Consider the following 15,661-nt stretch of genomic DNA (forward strand, 5'->3'; position numbering starts at 1 on the left):
TTTTCGCCAATGCCTCCTAGGCGTTCGTCATGGTTGGCGGGATGACGCGATGGATCGGGAGGCTGGCGCTGGCGCTGGCCTTTGTCGTCTCATGGACGCAACCGGCATGGGCGGCGGCTCCGGGCGGCCGCGACATCGCCCTGTGCGTCCTTCCCGCGGCCACTGGCATGACCCCCGCTGCGCTGTTCGCCCGGCCCGACCGGTTCGAGTGCGCCACGCCGCAGCGCTTCTATGGTCCGGGCAATTTCTGGGTCATCTCGGCGCCGCTGTCGGGCGAGCCGGTGGATGTGGTGCGGAGTGCCAGTGTGTGGCAGGATCGGGTCACGCTTCATATCCTGTATGCCGACGGCGCCATACGTCGAACCGGGTTTACCAGCGCGACGACGAGCGCGCGGATGGGCATGGGCACGCGGATCGAGCTGCCCGTGTCGCAGCGTGCCGTGCCGGCGGTGCGGCTGCTGTGGCATGTCGAGGGGGCGGGCAATCTGCGCGGCATCATCCTGGGCGCCAATGTCGGCACCGCGGCCGACAGCCGCCGCGCGGAACTGGCGCTGGGCACCTTCTACGCCGCGTTCGCCGGGCTGATCGGCGGGTTGCTGATCTACAATCTCGCGCTGCTCGTCGCGCTGCGACAGGCGTTCCAGGCGGCGTATTGCGGGCTGCTCGCCAGCCTGCTCGCCTATGCCGCCTCGACATCGGGGATGCTCAGCCGCTGGTTACCGCTGCTCGACAATAACGACCGGCTGCGGCTGAACGCGATCCTGCTCGCGATCTGCGCGTCGTCGGTGCTGATGTTCGCGCGGTATTTCTTCGAGCGGCGGGTATTCGCCGGCTGGCTCGGCCTTGTCGCGCATGGGGTCATTGCCGGGTTGCTGGTGTCGAACATGGCCTTTGCGGTGCTGGCGCCGCGGCACATCCTGACGCTGGATCACTTCGTCACCGCCAGCTACGTCCTGCTGATCCTGCTGGTCCCGGCCGTGCTGATCCAGGCGTGGCGGCAGCGCAGCAACTATCTGTGGCTGTTCGCGATCGCCTGGGGCGTGCCGATCGTCTGCTCGGGCCTGCGCGTCGCGCACGGGCTGGGCTGGATCGGCTGGTCCTTCTGGCTCGACCAGTCGACGATCATGTCGATGGGCCTGGAAGCGCTGCTGTCGAGCATCGGCATCGCCTATCGCCTGCGCCTTCTCCAGCGACAGCGTGACCATGCCCGCGAGCAGGAACTGGTCGCCCGCGCGCTGGCCGATGCCGATCCGTTGACCGGGCTGCTCAACCGCCGCGCGTTCCTGCACCAGGCGATCGGGCAGGCGGGCGAGCAGACGCTGCTGATCGCCGACCTGGACCATTTCAAGGGCGTCAACGAGACGATCGGCCATGACGGCGGCGACGAGGTGCTGCGCAGCTTCGCGCGCACCCTCGTCTCCGCAGTGCCCGCCGGCGCGCTGGTTGCGCGACTCGGCGGGGAGGAGTTCGCCGTCGTCGCCCCGGCCGATGCCGGCATGGTGCCCGGCGCTATCCTGCATGCGCTGCGCAGTGCGCGGATGCCGTACGACATGCGGGTCACCACCAGCATCGGCACCTGTTCGGGGCCGCTGCTGCGCGAGACGGACTGGAAGTCGCTCTATCGCCAGGCCGACCGTGCGCTCTACGCCGCCAAGGCCGCCGGGCGCGACCGGGCGAGGGACGCCGCCACCCTGTCGTTCGCGGCGTGATGTTGCGCAGCATCGCGACCCTGCTTACACCAATGTAAATGACCGACGCGCAGCCCTGGGCCGACCATTACCGCCACCCCGTCGCCTGGGACTGGAGCCCCGAGCCACAGTCGATGATCGCCCTATTTGAGCGATCGGCAGAACGGCATGGCGCCGCGCCGCTGATCGACTTCATGGGGCGGCACTACAGCTATGCCGAGACGCTGGACGGGGCGAACCGGGTGGCGTGCGGGCTGGCGGCGCTGGGCTATGGGCCGGGCGACCGGATCGGGCTGTTCCTGCCCAATGTCCCCCATTACCTAGCCGCCTATTACGGCATCCTGAAACTGGGTGCGACGGTAGTGAACTTCTCGCCCCTCTACACGGCCGCGGAGCTGGCGGATCAGGTGGCGGACTCAGGCACGCGGCTGCTATTCACCCTGTCGGCGACCGCGCTGCTGCCGACCGCGCTGGCGGTGCTGGAGCGCAGCGCGCTGGAGCGGCTGGTGGTCGGTTCGATCGCGGGCGCGCTGCCGCCCGCCAAGTCGATCCTCTACCGCCTGATGCGCCGTGCGGAGGTGACGACGCCCCCGCGCGACGAGCGGGTCATCGCCTTCTCTCGCCTGATCGCCAACCGGGGCACCTGCGCCACGCCGGCGATCGACATCGATCGCGACGTCGCGCTGATCCAGTATACCGGCGGCACGACCGGCGTGCCCAAGGGCGCGATGCTGACCCATCGCAACCTCGCCGCCAATGCGCAGCAGGTCGCCGGGCTCGATCCGGAGCGCGGCAAGACCGTCGACCGGATCATGGGGGTGCTGCCGCTGTTCCACGTCTTCGCCAATACCTGCGTGCTGAACCGCACCGTGCTGACCGGCGGCGAGATCGTGATGCTGCCGCGCTTCGAGGCGGGGCAGGTGCTGGCGGCGCTGCACCGGACCAAGGCGACGTCGATGCCGGGTGTGCCGACCATGTACCAGGCGCTGCTCGACCATCCGAAGACGGCGGCGACCGACTTCTCGTCGCTGCGCATCTGCGTATCGGGTGGCGCGCCGCTGGCGGTGGAGTTGAAGGAGAAGTTCCGCAGTGTGACCGGCGCCACGCTGGTCGAGGGGTACGGCCTGTCGGAAAGCTCCGGCGTGGTGTCGTGCAACCCGTATCAGGGTGAGGGGCGGGCGGGCAGCATCGGCCAGCCGGTGCCCGGCACCGCGATCCGCCTGCTCGACAAGGAAGACCCCACCCGCGCCGCGCCGCCGGGCGAACCGGGCGAGATCGCGGTGTCGGGCCCGCAGATCATGAAGGGGTACTGGAACCGCCCTGACGCCGATGCGGAGGTGTTCGTCACCGACGCCGAGGGCCGCCGCTGGCTGCGCACCGGCGATGTCGGCGCGATCGACGCGGATGGCTTCGTGCGGGTGGTCGACCGGCTGAAGGACATGATCGCGGTCAGCGGCTTCAAGGTCTTTCCCAGCCAGATCGAGGCGATCCTGCACCACCACCCGGCGATCAAGGAGGCGCTCGTCATCGGCCTGCCGGACCCGTATCGCGGCGAGCACCCGCGCGCCTATGTGGTGCTCGAACAGGACATGGCCGTGACCGGTGAGACGCTGTGCGCCTGGCTGAACCCGCAGCTCGGCCGGCACGAGCGGGTCGATGCCGTGGTGGTGCGCGACGCCCTGCCCAAGACCATGATCGGCAAACTGAGTCGCAAGGACCTGCTCGCCGAGGTGCTGGCGGACACATAAATCCCTCCCTGCAAGGGGAGGTGACAGCCCGCAGGGCAGACGGAGGGTGTCGCCGGTCGAAGGTGCGCATCGTCTCGCCAGCGCGGACACCCCTCCACCACCGCTTCGCGGCGTTCTCCTGCCCGTGCAGGGGGAGGAGCTTTGACCCGATCCTTGCCACCCGAAACCCCATGCCGCATAGCGCGGGCATGGATAATGACACGCCGGTGGACGACCTCTCGTTCGAGGACGCGTTGAAGGAACTGGAGCGGATCGTCGGCCGGCTGGAAAGCGGCGACGCCACGCTCGACGAATCGATCCGCCTCTATGAGCGGGGCGACCGGCTGCGCGCGCGCTGTGCCGACCGGCTCGACGCGGCGCAGGCCCGGATCGAGGCGATCCGGCTGGATGCCGAGGGCAAGCCCGCCGGCACGCGCCCCTTTGCCGCCGGCTGATCCTGCGATGACCAGCCTGCCCATGCTGCTGACCGACGCCGTCGCCGATGTCGGCGCAGAGATCGACCGCCGTTTCGACACGCTGCTGGCCGTCCCCGACGATCCGCGCGCCGGCCTGTACCAGGCGATGCGCCACGCCGCGATCGGCGGCGGCAAGCGGCTGCGCCCGCTGCTGGTGATGGCGACCGCCGACCTGTTCGCGGTCGATCGCAACTGCGCCGCGCTGGTCGGCACCGCGATCGAGGCGATCCACGTCTATTCGCTGATCCATGACGATCTGCCGGCGATGGACGACGACGCGATGCGTCGCGGCAAGCCGACCGTCCACAAGGCGTTCGACGAGGCGACCGCGATCCTGGCCGGCGACTGCCTCCACGCGCTGGCGTTCGAGGTACTGGCCGATCCGCGCACCCATGCCGATCCGTTCGTCCGGTCCGAGCTGGTGCTGGATCTGGCGCGCGCCGCCGGTCCTTCAGGCATGGCGGGCGGGCAGATGATGGATCTGGAGGCAGAGCGCGCGCGCTTCGACCTGCCGACCGTCACCCGCTTGCAGCAGATGAAGACCGGCGCGCTGATCTGTGCCGCCGTCGAGGCGGGGGCGATCCTGGGCCGCGTGCCGCCGGAAGGGCGGACGCACCTGCGCGGCTATGCCCATGATCTGGGCCTCGCCTTCCAGATCGCCGACGACCTGCTCGACGTCGAGGGCGACGAGGCGCTGGTCGGCAAGACGCTGCGCAAGGATGGCGAGGCGGGCAAGGAGACATTCCTGTCGCTGCTGGGCGTCGACCGTGCGCGCGAGCAGTGCCGGATGCTGGTCGAACAGGCGGTCGGCCACCTGCGCTCCTATGGGCCAGAGGCGGACCTGCTGCGGGCGATCGCGCGGTACGTGGTGGAACGCGACCGGTGACGGCCCGGATCGGCGTCTATCCCGGCACCTTCGACCCGCTGACGCTGGGTCACATGGACATCATCCGGCGCGGCGCGACCCTGGTCGACCGGCTGGTCGTCGGCGTCACCACCAACCCGTCCAAGTCGCCGATGTTCACCCTTGCCGAGCGGATGGAGACGGTACGCCGCGAGGTCGCCGGCATCCCGGCGGCGATCGACGTCGTCGCGTTCGATTCGCTGCTGATGGATTTCGCCACGCGCGAGGGGGCGACGGTGATCGTTCGCGGGCTGCGCGCGGTCGCCGATTTCGAGTACGAATATCAGATGGCCGGCATGAACCAGCAGCTGAACCGCAACGTGGAGACGGTGTTCCTGATGGCCGATGTCGCGCTCCAGCCGATCGCCAGCCGGCTGGTCAAGGAGATCGCGCTCTATGGTGGCGACGTGTCGAAATTCGTGACGCCGACGGTGTGCCAGGATCTGGTCGCTCGCGTCGAGACGCTGGGGCGCAGGGGCACCCCTTAAATCCTCCCCTGCCAGGGGGGGGGGACCGCCAGCCGTAGGCTGGTGGTGGAGGGGGATCGCCACGCGCGGAGCGCTTGGGGAGAGCCCCCGCCACCACCGCTTCGCGGCGGTCCCCCTCCCCGTGCCGGGGAGGATCTTTGAGGAACGTTGACCCGTGCCGCCCGTGCGGCTAACCGCGGCGGCGTGACGGGTTCCTCGTGATGAGGATCAAAAGGGAAGCCGGTGAGCGGATGTCCGCGAACCCGGCGCTGTCCCCGCAACTGTGACCGGCGAGCCGCCGCCCGACGATGCCACTGGTGAGAACCGGGAAGGCAGGGCGATGCGCGACGACCCGGAAGCCAGGAGACCTGCCCGTCACGGTCGATCCATCGCGCCGGCGGGAGCACCGGAGCGGACGAGGCTATATCCTCGAGCGAGCGACGCCCCCCGGCCGGGCGCAATGGTGCGCACGGCCGTGACGAGGACGTGCCCGATGCTGAAATACCTGTTGCTGTCCACCGCCCTGCTGGCCGCACCCGCCGCCGCGCAGAGCCTGGACCAGCCCGAAACCACTGCCACGACCAGTGGTGACGACCAGATCGTCGTCACCGCCGCCCGCGCCGAACAGTCGGTGCGCGAGGTCGGGCAGGCGATCACCGTCATCAACCGCGACGAGATCGAGCGCCGCCAGACCGTGGTCATCGCCGACCTGCTCGCCACCACCCCCGGCGTGACCGTGACCCGGACCGGGTCGATCGGCGGCCAGACCAGCCTGCGCATCCGCGGGGCCGAGGCCGACCAGACTTTGGTCGTGATCGACGGCGTGCGCGTCAACGATCCGTCGGCGCCCGGCGGCGGCTTCGACTTCGCCAACCTGCTCTCCTCCTCGGTCGAGCGGGTCGAGATCCTGCGCGGGCCGAACTCGGTGCCCTGGGGCAGCCAGGCGATCGGCGGCGTCGTCAACATCATCACCCGTGCTCCGACCGAGGGCTTCTCGGCGCGCGCCAATGCCGAATACGGCTATGCCGACCAGGCGTTCGCCAGCGCCGGCGTGGCGGGTGGCACCGGCGCGCTCAGCGGATCGCTGACCGGCGGCTTCCTGCGCACCGATGGCATCTCCGCCGCCGCCAGCGGCAGCGAGCGCGACGGATATCGCCAGTACGGCGCCAATGGCCGGCTGGGGCTGGAGATCGCGCCGGGCATCGGCATCGACCTGCGCGGCTGGTACGCGCACAGCCGCGCGCAGATCGACGGCTTCTCGAACAGCCCGCCCTATGGCCTGATCGATGCCGACGAATATTCCAAGTCGCAGGAAATCTATGGCTATGCCGGCGTCCATGCCGATACCGCCGATGGCCGGTTGCGCAACCGCGCCGCCTTCACCATCGCCGACATCAACCGCGACAACTACCTGACCCAGGCGAGCGCCGAGCCCTATTTCGGCGGTCGCGGCCGGTCGCAGCGCTATGAATATCAGGGCGATTTCCGCATCGTCGAGCAGGCGCGCCTGATCGCCGGGGCCGAGCATGAGGACAGCCGCTACCGCGACGGCGACACGGTCGAGAAGACCGGCATCACCAGCGTCTATGGCGAGCTGATCGTGAAGCCGATCACCGCGCTGACGGTGACCGGCGGAGTCCGCTATGACGATCATCGCCGCTTCGGCGACCGCACCACCTTCGGCGCCGACGCGGCGCTGGCGCTGGGCGAGGGGACGACGATCCGCGCCAGCTATGGCGAGGGGTTCAAGGCGCCGTCGCTCTATCAGCTGTACAGCAGCATCGGCAACGAGGCGCTGCGGCCGGAGACGGCGCGCAACGTCGATGTCGGCGTCAGCCAGTCGTTCCTGGGCGGTGCGGCGCGGGTCGGCGCGACGTGGTTCCACCGCAACACGCGCAACCAGATCGACTTCGACCTCGGCACCTTCACCTATGGCAACATCGCCCGCGCGCGCGCGCAGGGTGTGGAGTTCGAGATCGCGCTGAAGCCGGTCGAGGCGCTGACCTTCACCGGCAATTACAGCTATATCGACAGTGAGAACCGGTCGCCGGGCGCGAATTTCGGTCGCGACCTGCTGCGCCGCCCACGCCAGACGGTGACCGCCAACATCGACTATCGCTTCCCGTTCGGCCTGTCGGTCGGCGGTACCGTGACGCATATCGGCGACAGTTTCGACAATGCGGCAAATACCGTGCGGCTCGACGGCTATGTGCTGGCAGGTATCCGTGCCGAGCTGCCGATCGCCGAGCGGCTGTCGATCTATGGCCGCGTCGACAATCTGTTCGACGAGGATTACCGCGTCGTCACCGGCTACGGCGTGTTCGGCCGGGCCGCCTATGGAGGCGTGCGGGTGAAGCTGGGCTGATGCGCCACGTCCTCCCCGCCCTCCTGCTGGCAGGCTGCGCTCCGGCCATTCCGGGGGGCGGGGGGATCGTGTCGGTCAATCCCTGCGCCGACGCCATGCTGGTGCGGCTGTTGCCGCCCGCCCGCATCGCCGCGATCAGCCATTACTCGCAGGACCCGGCCGCCACCTCGATCCCCCTGGACCTGGCGCGCCGGTTCCATGCCACTGCGGGGACGGCCGAGGAGGTGATCGCGCTCGCCCCCGACCTGGTCGTCGCCAGCAGCTTCACCGCGCCCGCGACCCGCGACGCCTATGCACGCGCCGGGCTGAAGACGCTCTACCTCGACGCGCCGCAGACGATCGCGGCGAGCGAGGCGCAGCTGCGCCAGCTCGCCGCGGCGGTGGGTGCCAAGGCCGCAGGCGAGCGCGAGGTCGCGGCGATCGAGGTGGCGCTGCACGACACCGCGCCGCCGCCCGGCACGCGCCGCCCGACGGCGCTGCTCTACATCGCCGGCGATCTGGCGAACGGCGGCGGCACGCTGCTCGACGCGATGATGCGCCATGTCGGGCTGACCAACGCGGCGGCGCGTTACGGCCTGACCTTCACCGGCCGGCTGCCCGCCGAGACGATCGTCGCCCGCCCGCCGGATGTGATCCTCGCCCCGGCCGATGGCCGCGCCGCGGCGCTGCGGCAGCGATTGCTGCCCGATACGCCGGTCGTCCGCTTTCCGCGCGCGCTGGTCAATTGCGGCGGTCCGGCGATCGCACCGGCGCTGCGCCGGCTTGCCGCGATCAGGGCGGCGGCATGACGCGGAGCATGCGCCTGGCGATGCTCGGCCTGCTGGTCGCGCTGCTGTTCCTCGGCTCGCTCGCCTGCGGCAAGGCGTGGGTACCGCCCGGTGCGTGGCTCGATGGCGATCCGCGCTGGTGGATCATCGTCGACCTGCGCCTGCCCCGTGCCGTTCTCGCGCTGGCGCTCGGCGCGGTGCTGGGGCTGTCGGGGGCGGTGCTGCAGGGCTATCTGCGCAACCCGCTCGCAGATCCGGGCGTCGTCGGCGTGTCCTCTGCCGCCGCACTCGGCGCGGTTGCCGCGCTGGTGGCAGGGGCGGCGGGCGGGGCGACCGTCTTCGCGGCCGCCATTGCCGGTGCCGCGGCAGCGATGGCGCTGCTCGCCGCATTGACCTGGCGATCCGATTCGACCGTCACCTTCGTCCTCGCCGGCACCGTGCTCGCGAGCCTGGCTGGAGCGTTGACCGCCTTCCTGATCTCGGTCGCGCCCAATCCCTATGCGGTCGCCGAGATCATGGACTGGCTGATGGGCGCGCTGACCGACCGCGGCTGGCCCGATGTCGCGCTGGCGCTGCCGCCGATGGCGGTCGGCGCGGCGCTGCTGTGGCGCACCGCACCGGCGCTCGATGCATTGGCGCTGGGCGAGGTGGCGGCGGCGTCGCTCGGCATCCACGCAGGACGGACGCGGGCGCTGGTGGTCGCGGGCACCGGGCTGGCAGTCGGCGCAGGGGTGGCGGCGACCGGGGTGATCGGGTTCGTCGGGCTGGTCGTGCCGCACCTGCTGCGGCCGCTGTTCGGGCATCGGCCGGGTGCGCTGCTGCTGCCCTCCGCGCTCGGCGGCGCGGCGCTGCTGCTCGCCGCCGACAGTCTCGTCCGGCTGGCACCGGGGGCGGGCGAGGTGCGGCTGGGCGTGGCGATGGCGATGATCGGCGCACCCTTCTTCCTCTTCCTGCTGCTCGGTGCGCGGGGGTCGGCGTGGCGCTGACGGTGCAGGGCCTCTCCGTCGCGCTCGGTCGCCGTACCGTGCTGCATGACGTCGATGCCGCCTTCCGGCCCGGACGGATCACGGCGGTGCTGGGTCCCAACGGCGCCGGCAAGTCCACGCTGGTCAAGGCGATGGCCGCGCTGCTGCCGCATCGGGGCGAGGTGCGGCTGGACGAGCGCATGGTCGCTGCCCTCGATCCGCGCGAGCGGGCGCGGCTGATCGGCTATTTGCCGCAGGACGCCGTGGTCCACTGGAACATGCGCGTGGACGACGTCGTCGCGCTCGGCCGGATGCCGCACGGCGATCGCTGCCCGCGCGCGATCGGCGCCGCATTGTGCCTGACCGATACCGCTGATCTGGCCGATCGACCGGTCGGTGAGCTGTCGGGCGGCGAGCGCTCGCGCGTGCTCCTCGCCCGCGTGCTCGCTGGCGAGCCGCGCTGGCTGCTGGCGGACGAGCCGCTCGCCAGCCTCGATCCCGCCCACGCGATCGACATGCTCGATCGCCTGCGCCAGGTCGCGCGCGAGGGGATGGGGGTAGTCGTCGTGCTCCATGACCTGGTTCAGGCGGCGCGGATCGCCGACGACGTGCTGCTGCTCGACACGGGCCGGGTCGCCGCGTTCGGGCCGGCAGCGCTGGTGCTGACCCCCGAACTGGTCGGCCGCGTGTTCGGCGTCGAAGTGGCGCTGATCGAGCGCGACGGGCGGCACCTGCCGGTGCCACTCGGCCGGCTGGGAGGATGACGGAGCGCGCCGCTGCGCCTATGCCGCTGGCGATGATCGACCTTCCCGTGCCCGCCCGCCTCCGGCTCGACACCGCCGCGCTCGTCGCCAACTGGCGCGCGCTCGACCGGCTGAGCGGCCCGGCGGCCTGCGGCGCGGCCATCAAGGCGGACGGCTATGGGCTGGGCGCAGCAGGCGTTGCGGCTCGCCTGGCCGAGGCCGGCTGCCGTGACTTCTTCGTCGCCACCTGGGCAGAGGCCGTCGCGCTGGCGCCGCTGGAACTGCCGCTGGCGGTCCTCCACGGCGTCCGCACGGAGGACATGGCGGCGGCGCTGAGCGGCGTGGCGCGTCCCGTCCTCAACACGGCGACGCAGGTCGCGCGCTGGCGGGCGGCCGGCGGCGGCGCGTGCGATGTGATGGTCGATACCGGCATGAACCGGCTGGGCGTGTCGCTGGATGAGGTCGGCGCCGGCCTGCTCGACGGCCTGGCGATCGACACGCTGATGAGCCACCTCGCCTGCGCCGACGAGGATAGCCCGATGAACGCGGCGCAGCGCGCGCGCTTCGCGGCGCTGGCGGGGCGGGTGGGTGCGCGGCGGATGAGCCTGGCGAATTCGGCGGGGATCGCATTGGGGGCCGATTACGGCTTCGACCTGACCCGTCCGGGGTTGGCACTGTACGGCGGCGTTCCACGGCCGGAGATGGCCGATCTGATCCGGCCCGTAGCAACGATCGAGGCACAGGTGTTGCAGCGGCGGCGGGTCGAGCCCGGCGAGACGGTCGGCTACAACGCGACCTGGACCGCCGCGCGCGCGACCGAGGTGGCGATCGTCAATCTGGGCTATGCGGACGGATATTGGCGCGGCTTCTCGGATCGGGGCGTAGCCCGGGCCGGCGATGCGCCGCTGGCCGTGATCGGTCGCGTGTCGATGGACCTGGTCGCGCTCGACATCGGCGGTGCGGCGCTGGAGGAAGGCGACTGGATCGCGATCCGCCACGACCTGCCGGCGGCGGCGGCCGTGTCCGGCATGTCGCAGTACGAGCTGCTGACAGGGCTGGGCCAGCGGTTCGAGCGGTATTGGCGCTGATGAAAAAAGGGACCGGAGCGTCGCCGCTCCGGTCCCCGAAAGACGATCGTCTGTCGATCAGAACTTCGTCGTCACGCTCGCGAAGAAGGTCCGGCCGACATAGTCGTATCCGCTGTACAGCGGGGCATTGCCGACCCGGTTGTACGCACCCGACGAGATCTGCGGCGGATCCTTGTCGAGCAGGTTGCGGACGCCGAACGTCAGGCCGAAATTGTCGGCACGATAGTTCATCGACAGCGTGTGGATGAAATAGTCCTTCGTCTTGAAGTTGTACGTGTCGTCAGCCTCAAGATAGTCGGTGCTGTCGGTCGCGTCGGTCCACTCCACGCCATAGCGGACGTTCCACCGATCATAGGTGTAGCCAGCGTCGAACACGCCCGAGAACTTCGGGTTTGCGATCAGCCCGATGAGGTTGACGCTGGGGTCGGTCGGCAGGTTCAGGTTGATGCGATCGAAGAACTGCGTCACCTGGGCGTTCAGGCGGAACCGGCCAGGGCCGACATCATGTGCGAAGCGGGCGGTATAGTCGATGCCTGTCAGCTTGTAGTTCGATATGTTGACGTACCCGGTGGTGACGCTGAGCTGGTACGGCGCAGCGACGCTGCGCTGAACCAAATTGCAGACGCTGTTCTGCCGGAACTCGACCGAGTCGTAGCACTGGCTCAGCACGGTTGCGAAGCTCAGCTGGCTGACGCCGTCCTTGATCTTCAGACGGAAATAGTCGGCCGAGAACGAGAAGCTGCCGTTCGCGAACCGCGGCTCGAACACGCCGCCCAGGTTCAGGTTGGTCGACGTCTCCGACGACAGGCCCGAATCCGCACCGCCACGCTGGTTCACCGTCACGCCCGAGGTCGCAACGAAGCCCAACGGGATGCCGTCGGCCAGACAGTTGGTGCGGCGGATCGCCGCGGTGTTGGCGCTCAGGTTGTTGCAGGGGTCGGTCGTCGACGCCTGGAAGCCGGTGGTGGCGCCCAGGAACTGTTCGAACAGCTGCGGCGCGCGGAACGACGAGCCATAGGTACCGCGCAGCGTCAGCCACCGCACGGGGGCCAGCGTGCCGCCGAACTTCCACGTCGTGTTGCTGCCGTACGACCGATAGTCGGTGTAGCGGGCCGACCCGGTGAGCGTCAGATCATAGATGAACTGCTCGTGCAGGATCGGCGCTTCCAGCTCGCCGTAAACTTCCCGCACCCGGTCCTTGCCGCGCGTGATCGACGACGAGGTGAACGAGTAGAGGTTGTTGTTCTGGCTGTCCTCGGCCGGCGTGTCGTCGATGCTCTGCTCGCGCTGCTCGAAGCCGATCGCCGCCTGGACCGAACCGCCGGGCAGCTTGAACAGCGGACCGGTGACGTTCGCCGAGTAGACCGTCTCGCGGAACTTGGTCGTGCCGGTCACCGGGGCGGTGATGTAGTCGATCCAGCTGCGCGGGAAGGCACCGCCGATGGTGGCGGCGTTCAGTGCCGGCGCGGCGACGCAGCCGCCGATCGGGTTGCGGCAGGCGAAGCCACCGCCCGACGCGACGACGTCCAGGCTCTGGGCCAGACGGTTGGTCAGCACCAGATCGGTGGTGTACTCCGAATCCGACCATGACCGGCTGACGTACAGGTCATAGCTCCAGCTCGCCGGCAGGTTGCCGCGCAGGCCGCCGCCGATCTTCACGAAATCGACGGTCTGGCGATTGTCGTAATTGCCGTAGTTGGTGAAGGCCCGCGCCGCGACCGGTGTGCCGGGGATGCCGGTGGGCGTACCCGCTGCCGAATAGGCCAAGAAGGTGTTGTTGCGCAGGTTATCCGGCAGCAGCAGGCTTCCCTGGTTGTAGTCGATGCTCAGCTGGCGCTGGCCAAGCTGGCTCGACTTGCGGCGATTGACCAGCAACTCGGCATACAGTTCCGCATCGCCCAGCCGGTTCAGCTCATAAGCGCCGGTCAGGAAGCCGTTGAAGTTCTCCGTCGGCGAGATCAGCGACTGGTTGAGCAGCGTGGACGGGTTGGTATCGCGGATGTTCAGGCCGAGCAGGCCACCGCCGACGCACTCATAGCCCGGCAGCGCGCCGGTGGTGACGCTGGCGTTAGGACGAAAGCGGTTGCAGACCTGCTGTGCGATCGTACCGAACCCTGCCGAGGTCGGCAGCGTGCCGTAACCGGCCGGAACACCGGGGGCGAGGAACACGGTATTGCCCGCGAAAGCGCGCGTGCCCAGCGTGTTGATCGTCACGCCATTCTCGCCGGTGTTGCCGGTCGGATAGCATTTCGACACGCCCGTCAGCGGATCGATCAGGTCGCCGCTACCCGGCGCACCACCGCCGGCGGTGTTGCGATACTGGGTCTGGCACTGGGTGAAGCCCCGATCACCGAAGGTAAGGTCGTCGCGCTTGTAATATTCCAGGGCGCCGGTGAAGCGGAAATTGTCCGCTTTGTGACCGAACGCAAGCGCCACGCGGCGCTGCACCCCGGCGCCGACCTCCGGCACATTGACCTCGCCGTTCAGCTCGATGCCCTCGACCGTGCGGGTCACGATGTTGACGACGCCCGCGACGGCATCCGAACCGTAGATCGACGAGGCGCCCGAGTTCAGCACCTCGACCCGGTCGACGACCGAACTGGGCAGAGAGTTCAGATCGGCCGAGCCGACTGCGCCGCGCGAGCCCGAGGGCGCCAGCCGCCGGCCGTTCAGCAGCAGCAGCGTGCGCGATGCGCCCACGCCGCGCAGCGACAGGGTGTTCGCACCGGGGCCGCCATTGGTAACGTAGCCGCCATAGGCATTGTTGATCTGCGACGTGCCATTGGTGATCGCCGTGCTCTGCAGCAGGTCGGTCGTGGTGCTAAAGCCGGCCTGCGTCGCTTCGTCGCGCCCGATGACCAGCACCGAGTCGGCGATCGCGCCGGGGCGACGCTTGATGCGCGAGCCGGTGACGACAATCTCGTCGTTGCGATTGCTCCCGTCCGAATTCAGCCGTTCGGTTACATCGCCCGTCGGGGCGGTCGGCTGATCCGGTGCGACCTGGCCGTCGCTGGTCGTGGATCCCGCTTGGGCCAGCACGGGCGCGGCGATCAGCAAGGTGGATACAAGCGCAGAAGCGCCCAACAAACGCGTCAATCTCATTCACTTACCCCCAGAGGGCGGCTCGCTGCCGCTCACTGGAAGAAAGCGTGTCGCATCTTTTAGCGCAATATCGTCCTAATAATCTATCGCACTTTTATCCGGCTATGTGACAGAAAAGTTACTAAGCAAATGCGTATGTTCCTTAATCGATGTATTGGCCGCAATTTTGTTACAATCACCGTTCCAGGCACATCGCGATGCCCATGCCGCCGCCGATGCACAGCGTCGCCAAGCCCTTCTTCGCGTCGCGCTTGCCCATCTCGTAGATCAGGGTGGTCAGCACGCGCGCGCCGCTGGCGCCGATCGGGTGGCCGATGGCGATGGCGCCGCCGTTGACGTTGACCTTGTCGGCATCCCAGCCGAGTTCCTTGCCGACCGACAGCGCCTGCGCGGCAAACGCCTCGTTCGCCTCGATCAGGTCGAGGTCGCCTACCGTCCAGCCGGCCTTTTCCAGCGCGCGGCGGGTGGCGGGGACCGGGCCGATGCCCATCACCGACGGGTCGACCCCGGCCGAAGCCCAGCTCTTGATCGTGGCGAGTACGGGGGCGCCGCGCTTCTCGGCCTCGGCGCGGGTGGTGACGACGATCGCGGCGGCGCCGTCGTTCAGGCCGCTGGCATTGGCGGCGGTGACGGTGCCGTCCTTCTTGAAGGCAGGACGGACGCCGGAGACGCCCTCTACGGTCGCGCCGGCGCGGATATATTCGTCGTCGGCGACGACGGTGTCGCCCTTGCGGCCCTTGATGGTGACCGGCGCGATCTCGTCCTTGAAGCGACCCTCGCCGCGCGCCTTCTCGGCGAGGTTCTGCGAGCGGACGGAGAAGGCGTCCTGATCGCCGCGGGTCACCTGATACTGTTCGGCAAGGTTCTCGGCAGTGATGCCCATGTGATAGCCGTTGAAGACGTCGGTCAGCCCATCATGCACCATCGTGTCGACCAGGCTGACATTGCCCATCTTGGTGCCGCCGCGCATCGTCTGCGCGTGCGGGCTGAGCGACATCGATTCCTGGCCGCCGGCGACGACGATCGTCGCGTCGCCCGTCGCCACCGCCTGCGCCGCCAGCGCGACCGCGCGCAGGCCGGAGCCGCAGACCTGGTTGACGCCCCAGGCGGGCACCTCCTTGGGCACGCCGGCCGCCATCGACGCCTGGCGCGCCGGGTTCTGCCCCTGCGCGGCGGTGAGCACCTGGCCCAGGATCACCTCCGACACCTCGTCGCCGGACACACCGGCCTGCTCCAGCGCCGCCTCGATCGCCACGCGCCCCAGTTCGTGCGCGGGAGTCGCGGCGAAGGCGCCGAGGAAGCTGCCCACGGGCGTGCGCTTGGCGGCGATGATGACGACGTCGTTGGGGGCGGTCATGGAACAGTCCTC

At 69.3% G+C, this 15,661-nt stretch carries 12 protein-coding genes and 1 riboswitch; of the genes, 10 read left to right on the plus strand and 2 right to left on the minus strand.

What is annotated here, in order from left to right:
• The first annotated feature begins 41 nt into the window (after positions 1-41).
• From Q5H91_RS00710 to alr, 10 genes are all read left to right on the plus strand, one after another.
• Positions 42-1,709 carry a GGDEF domain-containing protein gene (locus Q5H91_RS00710; protein WP_305171311.1) on the plus strand — a complete coding sequence of 556 codons (1,668 nt, stop codon included), beginning with the start codon at positions 42-44 and terminating at the stop codon, positions 1,707-1,709.
• Between the two features lie 38 nt (positions 1,710-1,747).
• Positions 1,748-3,436, plus strand: coding sequence for a long-chain-fatty-acid--CoA ligase (locus tag Q5H91_RS00715; RefSeq protein ID WP_305171312.1), 1,689 nt, complete (start codon positions 1,748-1,750; stop codon positions 3,434-3,436).
• Positions 3,437-3,624: 188 nt separating this feature from the next.
• Positions 3,625-3,870 (plus strand): exodeoxyribonuclease VII small subunit, encoded by a 246-nt coding sequence (locus Q5H91_RS00720; protein ID WP_305171313.1) that lies wholly within the window; start codon positions 3,625-3,627, stop codon positions 3,868-3,870.
• A 7-nt stretch (positions 3,871-3,877) separates the two neighbouring features.
• Complete coding sequence (locus tag Q5H91_RS00725; protein WP_305171314.1) at positions 3,878-4,777, plus strand: polyprenyl synthetase family protein; 900 nt, start codon at positions 3,878-3,880, stop codon at positions 4,775-4,777.
• On the plus strand, positions 4,774-5,283 hold the full coding sequence (coaD, locus tag Q5H91_RS00730) for a pantetheine-phosphate adenylyltransferase (protein WP_305171315.1): 510 nt from the start codon (positions 4,774-4,776) through the stop codon (positions 5,281-5,283). The genes Q5H91_RS00725 and coaD overlap by 4 nt, the downstream gene beginning before the upstream one ends.
• Before the next feature lie 171 nt (positions 5,284-5,454).
• A riboswitch (cobalamin riboswitch) is annotated at positions 5,455-5,652 on the plus strand.
• 103 nt (positions 5,653-5,755) lie between these two features.
• The gene (locus Q5H91_RS00735; RefSeq protein WP_305171316.1) at positions 5,756-7,627 is read left to right on the plus strand and encodes a TonB-dependent receptor plug domain-containing protein; all 1,872 of its coding nucleotides are present in this window, start codon (positions 5,756-5,758) and stop codon (positions 7,625-7,627) included.
• Entirely contained in the window at positions 7,627-8,415 is a 789-nt protein-coding gene (locus Q5H91_RS00740) for an ABC transporter substrate-binding protein (RefSeq protein ID WP_305171317.1), read from the plus strand. The genes Q5H91_RS00735 and Q5H91_RS00740 overlap by 1 nt, the downstream gene beginning before the upstream one ends.
• A complete protein-coding gene (locus tag Q5H91_RS00745; protein WP_305171318.1) occupies positions 8,412-9,380 on the plus strand; it encodes a FecCD family ABC transporter permease in 969 nt (322 codons plus the stop codon). Before Q5H91_RS00740 ends, Q5H91_RS00745 begins: the two co-directional genes overlap by 4 nt.
• On the plus strand, positions 9,371-10,123 hold the full coding sequence (locus Q5H91_RS00750) for an ABC transporter ATP-binding protein (protein ID WP_305171319.1): 753 nt from the start codon (positions 9,371-9,373) through the stop codon (positions 10,121-10,123). Before Q5H91_RS00745 ends, Q5H91_RS00750 begins: the two co-directional genes overlap by 10 nt.
• A gap of 32 nt (positions 10,124-10,155) precedes the next feature.
• Positions 10,156-11,190 (plus strand): alanine racemase, encoded by a 1,035-nt coding sequence (gene alr / locus Q5H91_RS00755; protein ID WP_305171320.1) that lies wholly within the window; start codon positions 10,156-10,158, stop codon positions 11,188-11,190.
• A gap of 57 nt (positions 11,191-11,247) precedes the next feature.
• Here alr and Q5H91_RS00760 read toward each other — a convergent pair whose 3' ends face one another.
• A complete protein-coding gene (locus tag Q5H91_RS00760; RefSeq protein WP_305171321.1) occupies positions 11,248-14,229 on the minus strand; it encodes a TonB-dependent receptor domain-containing protein in 2,982 nt (993 codons plus the stop codon).
• Between the two features lie 238 nt (positions 14,230-14,467).
• Positions 14,468-15,649, minus strand: coding sequence for an acetyl-CoA C-acetyltransferase (locus Q5H91_RS00765; RefSeq protein WP_305171322.1), 1,182 nt, complete (start codon positions 15,647-15,649; stop codon positions 14,468-14,470).
• Between the last annotated feature and the right edge of the window lie 12 nt (positions 15,650-15,661).

This window comes from Sphingomonas aurea (assembly GCF_030678875.1).
GTDB lineage: Bacteria > Pseudomonadota > Alphaproteobacteria > Sphingomonadales > Sphingomonadaceae > Sphingomonas > Sphingomonas aurea.

Excerpts from the sequence above, each read along its gene's own strand:
- Q5H91_RS00745 (WP_305171318.1), top strand. The coding sequence starts at position 8,412 with ATGACGCGGAGCATGCGCCTGGCGATGCTCGGCCTGCTGGTCGCGCTG.
- Q5H91_RS00715 (WP_305171312.1), top strand. The coding sequence starts at position 1,748 with ATGACCGACGCGCAGCCCTGGGCCGACCATTACCGCCACCCCGTCGCC.
- Q5H91_RS00735 (WP_305171316.1), top strand. The coding sequence starts at position 5,756 with ATGCTGAAATACCTGTTGCTGTCCACCGCCCTGCTGGCCGCACCCGCC.
- Q5H91_RS00740 (WP_305171317.1), top strand. The coding sequence starts at position 7,627 with ATGCGCCACGTCCTCCCCGCCCTCCTGCTGGCAGGCTGCGCTCCGGCC.
- Q5H91_RS00765 (WP_305171322.1), bottom strand. The coding sequence starts at position 15,649 with ATGACCGCCCCCAACGACGTCGTCATCATCGCCGCCAAGCGCACGCCC.
- Q5H91_RS00720 (WP_305171313.1), top strand. The coding sequence starts at position 3,625 with ATGGATAATGACACGCCGGTGGACGACCTCTCGTTCGAGGACGCGTTG.
- alr (WP_305171320.1), top strand. The coding sequence starts at position 10,156 with ATGATCGACCTTCCCGTGCCCGCCCGCCTCCGGCTCGACACCGCCGCG.
- Q5H91_RS00725 (WP_305171314.1), top strand. The coding sequence starts at position 3,878 with ATGACCAGCCTGCCCATGCTGCTGACCGACGCCGTCGCCGATGTCGGC.
- Q5H91_RS00710 (WP_305171311.1), top strand. The coding sequence starts at position 42 with ATGACGCGATGGATCGGGAGGCTGGCGCTGGCGCTGGCCTTTGTCGTC.